Source organism: uncultured Oceanicoccus sp. (assembly GCF_963968385.1).
Lineage (GTDB): Bacteria > Pseudomonadota > Gammaproteobacteria > Pseudomonadales > Dasaniaceae > Oceanicoccus.
Map to the genome: position 1 here is coordinate 1 of NZ_CAXAHB010000071.1, position 7,760 is coordinate 7,760.

At 47.1% G+C, this 7,760-nt stretch carries 6 protein-coding genes and 2 tRNA genes; 7 read left to right on the top strand and 1 reads right to left on the bottom strand.

The window, feature by feature from the left end; all coding sequences use genetic code 11:
• Positions 1-60: 60 nt before the first annotated feature.
• From pyrF to AACP44_RS07590, 4 genes are all read left to right on the top strand, one after another.
• Positions 61-756: an orotidine-5'-phosphate decarboxylase gene (pyrF, locus tag AACP44_RS07575; RefSeq protein WP_339339889.1), complete on the top strand. Its 696-nt coding sequence runs from the start codon at positions 61-63 to the stop codon at positions 754-756.
• 117 nt (positions 757-873) lie between these two features.
• A complete protein-coding gene (locus tag AACP44_RS07580; RefSeq protein WP_339339890.1) occupies positions 874-1,146 on the top strand; it encodes a ComEA family DNA-binding protein in 273 nt (90 codons plus the stop codon).
• A 141-nt stretch (positions 1,147-1,287) separates the two neighbouring features.
• Positions 1,288-2,250 (top strand): DHH family phosphoesterase, encoded by a 963-nt coding sequence (locus AACP44_RS07585; protein WP_339339892.1) that lies wholly within the window; start codon positions 1,288-1,290, stop codon positions 2,248-2,250.
• A gap of 47 nt (positions 2,251-2,297) precedes the next feature.
• Positions 2,298-4,082, top strand: coding sequence for an SLC13 family permease (locus AACP44_RS07590; protein WP_339339894.1), 1,785 nt, complete (start codon positions 2,298-2,300; stop codon positions 4,080-4,082).
• A gap of 119 nt (positions 4,083-4,201) precedes the next feature.
• Here the strand turns inward: AACP44_RS07590 and AACP44_RS07595 are convergent.
• A tRNA-Asn gene (locus AACP44_RS07595) sits at positions 4,202-4,276 on the bottom strand.
• Positions 4,277-4,471: 195 nt separating this feature from the next.
• Here AACP44_RS07595 and uvrB point away from each other — a divergent pair.
• The 3 genes from uvrB to hisC form a co-directional block, all read left to right on the top strand.
• The gene (uvrB, locus tag AACP44_RS07600; RefSeq protein WP_339339895.1) at positions 4,472-6,496 is read left to right on the top strand and encodes an excinuclease ABC subunit UvrB; all 2,025 of its coding nucleotides are present in this window, start codon (positions 4,472-4,474) and stop codon (positions 6,494-6,496) included.
• A gap of 60 nt (positions 6,497-6,556) precedes the next feature.
• Positions 6,557-6,633, top strand: a tRNA-Val gene (locus AACP44_RS07605).
• Between the two features lie 88 nt (positions 6,634-6,721).
• Positions 6,722-7,760 (top strand): histidinol-phosphate transaminase (gene hisC, locus AACP44_RS07610; RefSeq protein ID WP_339339896.1); only part of this gene is annotated, 1,039 nt, incomplete at its 3' end.

Sequence of the window (7,760 nt, forward strand, 5' to 3'; positions counted from 1 at the left end):
AAAGATAAAGTAAAGATAAAGTAAAGATAAAGATTAAAGAGAAAGATTAAAGAGAGTATTATGGCAACAACATCCCCAGTTATTGTAGCGATGGATTATTCCGACCTGGCTTCAGTAGAGGCGCTAGCTGATCAGCTTGATCCTGCCCAGTGTCGATTGAAAGTGGGCAAGGAATTATTTACCCATTGCGGCCCACAGGTTGTTCATAGTATTCGCGATCGTGGTTTCGATGTATTTCTCGATCTTAAATTTCACGATATTCCCAATACCGTTGCCGGTGCGGTAAAAGCGGCAGCCGATTTAGGTGTTTGGATGGTCAATGTCCATGCCGCGGGTGGCGCAAGAATGATGGAGGCTGCCAGCGAAGCCTTGGCCAATTACCAATCAGCCCCGTCGTTAATTGCTGTCACGGTTTTAACCAGTATGGAACAACAGGATTTACAGGGTGTTGGTTTGGATTGTGAGCCAGTCAACCAGGTGATTCGTCTGGCGCGTTTAACCAGAGACTGTGGTTTGGATGGCGTCGTCTGTTCGGCCCAGGAAACCGAGATGTTACGCAAAGAAATCGGTAGTGATTTTCAATTGGTTACCCCAGGTATCCGTCCGGCCAATAGCGACACCGGTGATCAGCGCCGTGTAGCAACGCCCGCTGCAGCGATGGCTTCGGGTAGTAGCTATTTGGTTATTGGCCGTCCTATTACCCAGCATAATGATCCGCTTGCCGCGCTGACGGCCATTAATCAGCAACTGAGCTAACAGCTTTTTGAAGACAATGAGCTATTGCCAGTTGGTTTAGCTGTGCTAGTATCTTTCGAGTAAGCGGGATCTTACCCGTTTAATGGACTAATTAACTTACTTGCAAGGAGCATAATCATGCGTATATTTCGTTGTTTTTTACTTTCTCTGTTATTGGCCTTTTCATCACTGGTATTAGCAGCAGAACCGCCAGCCCCCGTTAATATTAACACCGCTGACGTAGCCACTTTAGCGACCAGTCTCAAGGGTGTGGGTGTTAGCAAAGCGAAGGCGATTATTGCTTACCGTGAAAATTATGGGCCGTTTAAATCCGTTGATGAATTAACCGCGGTGAAAGGCATTGGTGAATCTTTGGTCAAAAAAAATCGCGAGCGTATTACGCTAGAGTAATACGTACTAACCTTACAAAAAACGATCTCCTTTAGGGTGGTCGTTTTCTCTTGATTTGTTGATGCCATAAGCTCCTGCTGTGTTAAGCTAGTAACAATAACAATTAAACCTTAACAGCACTGTCTAGCGAGAATCTTTACTGTGGCAAATATCGATCTTTTTAATGGCGATGCCGATGGCATTTGCGCCCTGACCCAATTGCGTAATGCCGAGCCATTGGAAAGTACCTTGGTGACCGGAGTCAAGCGCGATATACAACTGATGAATAACATCAATGCCATGGCCGGTGATAAAATTACCGTATTGGATATCTCGCTGGATAAAAATCGTGATGGCTTAAACAAAGCTCTGGCGGCGGGTGCAGAGGTATTCTATGTCGATCACCACTTTGCCGGTGATATTCCGGAGAGTGACAAACTCACTGCGATTATCAATCCTGCTGCTGATGTCTGTACCAGCATTTTGATCAACAACCACCTTAACGGTCAGTTTGTCGAGTGGGCCATTACCGGTGCTTTTGGCGACAACCTTGATAACAGCGCCAACATCTTGGCTCGGCCGCTGAATTTATCCGCGGATGATTTACTCAGCCTGAAAAATTTAGGTATTTATATTAACTACAATGGCTATGGCTCCAATTTGGAAGATTTGCACTTCACTCCCGAAGCGCTATATCGGCAAGTTAGCGTCCATGCCAGTCCGTTTGATTTTATTAATCAGAACCGTGAAAGTTTTGAAAAATTGCAAGATGGCTATAACAGTGACATGGCCTCGGCTGCTAGTTTGCAGCCGGAATTTGCCAATAATGCAGTCGCCGCCTATATTTTGCCTAATGAAGCTTGGGCGAGAAGAGTTAGTGGTGTTTATAGTAATAACTTAGCCAACGGTACCCCTAATCGCGCTCATGCGGTACTTACCGTCAAGGCCAATGGTAACTATTTAATCAGTGTTCGTGCGCCATTAGATAATAAAACCGGGGCTGACGAATTATGCCGTAGCTTTGCCACCGGTGGCGGCCGAGCGGCTGCGGCTGGGGTTAATGATTTACCCGCTGATCAGTTGCAGGAATTTATTGATCGCTTTAATCAGTTTTACCAAGCATAGTCCTTAGTACCAAACTTAACCCTTAGTTAACGGCAAGGATAACAACCATGAGTATGGCTTTTACCCCAGAAGCAATTCAAACATTGGCGGTTATCGTTTTTTGTTTTGGTTTATTGGTTTTTTCCCGCTATCCCGCTGATGCTATTTTAGTGGGCGGTGTGGCCCTGCTTGCTCTATTAAATATTATTACTCCGGCGGAAGCGCTGGCGGGTATGTCCAATGAGGGCATGGCCACGGTTGCGGTGTTATTTGTCGTGGCCCGCGGTCTGGCGCAAACCGGTGTGGTGGGGTGGGTGTCCAATAGCTTGTTGGGTCGTCCCAAAAATACCGCGATTGCGCAATTGCGCCTGATGTTGCCCGTTGCGACCATGAGTACCCTGTTAAATAACACACCGGTTGTGGCGATGATGGTACCAGCCGTTAGCGATTGGGCTAAACGTAATAATCTTAATGTCTCGCAATTAATGATGCCTCTCAGCTACGCCGCCATTATCGGTGGTACTTGTACCTTGGTTGGCAGCAGTACCAACCTTGTCCTCAATGGTATGTTAACCACGCTGGATAGTGATATCGGTTTAAAGATGTTTGATCTCGCTTGGGTGGGGGTGCCCTGTGTGCTTGTGGTTATTGCCTTTACCATTGCTGCCAGTCGCTGGTTGCTGCCTCATCGTGGTCAACAAGATCAGCAGCTATTTGGCGATGCCCGTGAATATATTGTCGAAATGGAAGTCGAAGCGGACAGTGCTCTGGCCGGTAAAACCATCGAACAAGCTGGCTTGCGGCAATTGCCCGGTATGTATTTGGTAGAAATTAACCGTGATGGTCGTTTGATCACGGCGGTATCGCCCAATGAAATGCTATTGGCTGGCGATCATTTGATTTTTGCTGGCGATGTTCGCTCAGTGGTTGACCTAAAAAATATCCACGGCCTTAAAGTTGCCGAAAAACAGGTGTTTAAATTAGCCAGCGGCGCTCATGCCCGGTGTTTGGTTGAAGTAGTGATATCGCGCAATTTTCCGCAATTAGGTAAATCGATTCGCGATATGCGGTTTAGAAATATTTACAGCGCTGCCATTATTGCCGTAGCCCGTGATGGCGAGCGGATTAATAGCAAAATTGGTGATATTTATTTAAAGCCCGGTGATACCTTATTGCTTGAAACCCATGACCGCTTTGTTAACCAGCAGCGTTATAGTAAAAACTTTTTATTGGTTAGCGAAATCGAAAACTCGCGTCCGGTGAGGCACGAACAACGCAATCTGGCGGCAGCGATTATGCTGGCTATGGTAATGACTGTAGCACTGGGTTTTTTGAGTATGTTTAAAGCGGCGCTGTTGGCTGCCGGTTTAATGATTGTCACCCGCTGTGTCAAAGTGCAGGACGCCAGAGAGAGTGTTAACTGGCAAGTGGTGCTAGTGATAGCCGCCTCAATTGGTCTTGGCGGTGCCTTGGAAAAAACCGGTGCCGCTACGGTGATTGCCGAGTCGCTCATTGCTGTTACCGCTCATTCGCCCAGTGCGACCTTGATCGCTTTATTTATTTTAACGGCTGGGTTTTCTGCGGTGATTTCAAACTTGGCCGCAGCGGTATTAATTTTTCCTATTGCTATCGCTGCCAGCCAGCAGTTGGGGGTTGATATACTGCCTTTTGCCGTGACCTTGATGATTGCCGCCTCGACCTGTTTTGCGACGCCGATTGGCTACCAGACCAATTTGATGGTGTATGGCCCAGGTAATTACCATTTCCGCGATTTTATGAAAATAGGACTGCCGATGACGGTGTTGGTTGGTATTACCACGGTACTGATCGTGCCTGTGGTATGGCCTTTTTAAGCAACCGGCAACAGTCGGTGACATTGGTTGAATAGTACTGTTTTTCAGGCACAAAAAAGGCCGCACTTACTCTAGGCGACCTTTGATGTTTGTAAGCCACTGAGTGGCCGACAGAAATTTGGCTCCGGATGTTGGGATCGAACCAACGACCAATTGATTAACAGTCAACTGCTCTACCGCTGAGCTAATCCGGATTTATCATCAACTTGCGTTAACGAGGCGCGAATATTAAAGGGCTGGTTGGGGCTCGTCAACCGTTTTTGGGCGCTAAATCCATGAATTTTTTGGTAAAAGCCTGCGCTGGCTAAGATTTATCCGGCCTCTTAGTCAGTGGTTGGTGAAGCGGCCTCAGGCTGTAGTAAACTTCGCCTTTTAACCGGATTTTGTCGATGAGCAAGCCCTTTGAAGTTGTGTCCAAATTTGCCCCTGCTGGCGACCAGCCTGACGCTATTGCCGGTCTGTTGGAAGGGGTAAGGGCAGGGTTGCGAGCCCAGACTTTGCTGGGCGTCACCGGCTCCGGCAAGACCTTTACCATTGCCAATGTGGTGCAAGGCATTCAGCGTCCCACGGTGGTCATGGCGCCCAATAAAACCCTTGCCGCCCAGCTCTATGGCGAGTTTAAGGAATTCTTCCCCAAAAACGCGGTTGAGTACTTCGTCTCTTATTACGATTATTACCAGCCCGAAGCCTATGTGCCGTCCTCAGATACTTTTATTGATAAGGATGCCTCGGTGAATGAGCATATCGAGCAAATGCGTTTGTCGGCCACCAAGGCGTTGATGGAAAGGGAAGATACCATTGTCGTGGCCACGGTTTCCGCCATCTATGGTCTGGGTGATCCTGAGCAATATCTGAAAATGATGATGCACCTCGATCGAGGTGATCAGATCGATCAGCGCAATATCCTGCGGCGTTTGGCGGAGTTGCAATACACCCGCAATGATATTGATTTTGCTCGGGGGACATACCGGGTTAGAGGCGATGTGATTGATATTTTTCCTGCGGACTCAGAAAAAGAAGCGGTGCGGGTTGAGTTATTTGACGAGGAAATCGACAATCTATCCATCTTTGATCCACTCACGGGCGAGGTCTTTCGTCGCTTGCCTCGGGTCTCGATTTATCCAAAAAGTCACTACGTCACCTCCCGCGATACTCTGTTAGGTGCGCTCGATGAGATTGAAGAAGAATTGCGGCAACGCTTAAAACAATTGCGCGATAATCATAAATTAGTGGAAGCCCAGCGTCTGGAGCAACGCACGCGTTATGATCTGGAAATGATTCGTGAGCTGGGTTACTGCACCGGTATTGAAAATTACTCCCGCTATTTATCGGGTCGCGATCCGGGGCAAGCGCCACCGACTTTATTTGATTATTTGCCCGATAATGCGCTGGTTGTTGTCGATGAATCCCATGTCGGTGTTCCGCAGTTAGGCGCTATGTATAAAGGCGATCGCTCTCGTAAAGAGACGCTGGTGGAGTACGGTTTTCGATTGCCCTCGGCACTGGATAATCGTCCCATGCGTTTTGAAGAGTGGGAGCGTATCGTACCGCAATTAATTTTTGTCTCGGCGACACCAGGCAAATATGAAGCAGAAAATGCCGATCGCGTTGTTGAGCAAGTGGTGCGTCCAACAGGCTTGATAGACCCTGAAATTGAAGTCCGCCCAGCCACTACGCAGGTTGATGATTTACTCTCCGAAATTAATCGCCGTGTCGAAAAAGAAGAGCGAGTTTTAGTCACTACGCTGACCAAGCGTATGTCTGAAGATTTAACCGAATATTTAGCTGAGCATGGTGTTAGGGTCCGCTATCTGCACTCGGATATTGATACCGTCGAACGGGTGGAAATTATTCGCGATTTACGCTTAGGTGAATTTGATGTGCTGGTAGGCATTAACCTGCTGCGAGAAGGTTTGGATATGCCCGAAGTCTCGCTGGTCGCCATTCTCGATGCCGACAAAGAGGGCTTTTTGCGCTCGGATCGGTCATTGATACAAACCATTGGTCGTGCCGCTCGCAATCTTAATGGTAAAGCGATTCTCTACGCCGATAAAATAACCGGCTCCATGGAGCGTGCGATCGGTGAAACCGAACGCAGACGGAAAAAACAACTGGCGCATAATCAGGCAAACAATATCGTGCCTGTAGGGGTAAAAAAAGATATTGCCGATATTATGGAAGGCGCGAGGGCGCCCGGTACACGCTTTGCCCGCAATGCCAAAGGCAAGTTGGTGGCTGAAAGGCCGGCGGATTATCAAGTCGAAGCCGCAGCGATGACCCCGAAACAACTGTCACAGGAAATTAAACGCCTTGAACAAAAAATGTTTGAGCATGCCAAAAACCTCGAATTTGAAGAAGCTGCCAATACCCGCGATAGGATTTCAGGTTTAAAAGACCAGGCATTTGTCAGCTAGGCTCGCTTCAGCTCTTTACATAAACAGAATAACTTGTAGAATACGGCCTGCTTTCGGTATAGGACTATAGCTCAGTTGGTTAGAGCGCTACCTTGACATGGTAGAGGTCCCCAGTTCGAATCTGGGTAGTCCTACCAATCCCTCGTGAATATCAGTTCAGTGGAACCCATGGCCAACCTCTGTATAATTCGCTTTTTTATAGCGTAATCAAATACAGGATTTTCTATGTCTTCTCCTTACTGGAGTGAGTGTGTCCAAGGCTTGCATCCCTATGTGCCCGGCGAGCAGCCGAAGGTGCAGGATTTAATCAAGCTTAATACTAACGAAAGTCCTTATCCGCCTTCACCCCGTGTGCTAGAAGCTGTTAATGATCAAGCCATTAACGCCCTGCGCCTATATCCAGATCCCGGTAACAGCCAGCTAAAAACAAGCTTGGCGAATTATTTTTCACTGCATGACAATCAGATATGTATAGGTAATGGTTCTGATGAGATTTTGGCTTTTGCCTTTCAAGGTTTATTAAAACACAGCAAACCCATCTTGTTTCCCGATATCACCTATGGTTTTTATCCGGTTTATTGCGGCCTGTTTGATATCGACTATATCGAGTTACCCTTGGCTGAAAATTTCACTATTAATTTGGCCGACTACCAGCGCGAAAACGGTGGTGTCATTTTTCCAAATCCCAATGCACCGACGGGAATAGGCCAAGGTTTGGATGCGATCGAAAAGTGTTTAAACAGCAATCCGGATAGTGTCGTTATTGTTGATGAAGCCTATGTCGATTTCGGTTGTGAATCAGCGGCCGGTTTGATAGATCGTTATCCTAATTTGCTAGTAGTGCAAACCTTGTCGAAGTCGCGTTCTTTAGCCGGTAGTCGAGTCGGCTATGCTTTGGGTAATGCAATATTGATCGAAGCTTTAGAGCGGGTTAAAAATTCCTTTAATCCCTATTCAGTTGATCGTTTGGCTGAACTGGCTGCCACTGCTGCTATCGAAGATAAGGATTATTTTAATCACTGTCGTCAGAAAATTATCGATACTCGTGAGTGGACCGCGGCGCAGTTGCAAGCATTAGGTTTTGAGATATTGCCATCAATGGCTAATTTTATTATGGCTAAGCCTGATGGCGTCACCGCCGAAATATTATTTGCCCAATTGCGTGAGCATAAAATTTTAGTCCGCTATTTTCAAAAACCTCGCATAGACGAATATCTACGTATCAGCATTGGTACAGATGGAGAAATGCAGGCTTTAGTTGTGG

Excerpts from the sequence above, each read along its gene's own strand:
- pyrF (WP_339339889.1), top strand. The coding sequence starts at position 61 with ATGGCAACAACATCCCCAGTTATTGTAGCGATGGATTATTCCGACCTG.
- AACP44_RS07580 (WP_339339890.1), top strand. The coding sequence starts at position 874 with ATGCGTATATTTCGTTGTTTTTTACTTTCTCTGTTATTGGCCTTTTCA.
- uvrB (WP_339339895.1), top strand. The coding sequence starts at position 4,472 with ATGAGCAAGCCCTTTGAAGTTGTGTCCAAATTTGCCCCTGCTGGCGAC.
- AACP44_RS07590 (WP_339339894.1), top strand. The coding sequence starts at position 2,298 with ATGAGTATGGCTTTTACCCCAGAAGCAATTCAAACATTGGCGGTTATC.